The sequence below is a fragment of the Streptomyces chiangmaiensis genome (assembly GCF_036281785.1).
GTDB lineage: Bacteria > Actinomycetota > Actinomycetes > Streptomycetales > Streptomycetaceae > Streptomyces > Streptomyces chiangmaiensis.
The window spans coordinates 1-759 of sequence record NZ_JAYWVC010000677.1 but is presented as its reverse complement, the minus strand read 5'-3'; the positions used below and the strand labels follow the sequence as shown (position 1 = coordinate 759).

Annotated in this window: 1 protein-coding gene; it reads right to left on the bottom strand. The window is 69.7% G+C overall.

Translation table 11 applies throughout. The features are described 5' to 3' along the window. Window positions 1-61 precede the first annotated feature (61 nt). A partial coding sequence (locus VXC91_RS46365) for a transposase family protein (RefSeq protein ID WP_329513331.1) occupies window positions 62-759 on the bottom strand: 698 nt, incomplete at its 5' end.

Genomic DNA, 759 nt, shown 5'->3' with positions numbered 1-759 from the left:
ACGGGCTGTCCCGCGATTGATCTTGGGGCGTGCTGGCTTGGCGGTTCGGCTGGTGGGTGATTCAGCAGGCCGTCGGGCGGGCGAGTACGAGTTCGGTGCTCGGCTTGCGGCGGGTGGTCCTGCGGGCGGCACGGTCGGAGACGAGTCCGGCGACGGCACGGTGCGTCTCGGCGTAGGTCTCCCGACGTCCGGTGTATCGCTGGAGCGGACGCCACTGACGGTGCTCGGCGTTGGCGTGCTCGACACAGATCCTGCGCGAGGACTGTCTGCGCTTCATCTCGCGCCAGCCGTACTTCTCACTCAGCGGGGCGTCGTCCTTCTCGTGCTCCTTCGGTTTCTTCGGCGGGGCCGAGACCTGCTCGGGGAACTCGTTGGCCAGGCCCCGGTATCCGTCATCGACCTCGGCCTTCACGCCTGGGTGCTGGCGGAACTGCTCGGCAATGCCCTCGGTACGCATCGCGGTCTGGTCGTGCATGCGACCGGGCCGGGTGGCCCCGGACCACAGGGTGCGGCCCTGGCCGTCGCTGATCGTGGTGGTCTTGATGGTGTTCTGCCTGCGCTTGCCGGAGACGAACGCCCGCCGTCCGGGCCTGCCCGCTTTCGGGCGGCGGACCTGGGTCTCCATCCCGTCGATCCGCAAGGTGACGTTCTCGGCCTCGGCGTAGGCGAACACGTCCTCCAACGTGCGCAACCGCAGCCCGGGCCGTTCCGGGACAGCGAAGCCGCGCTCGGCGAGCAGCGGGCGGATCTCACCGACCG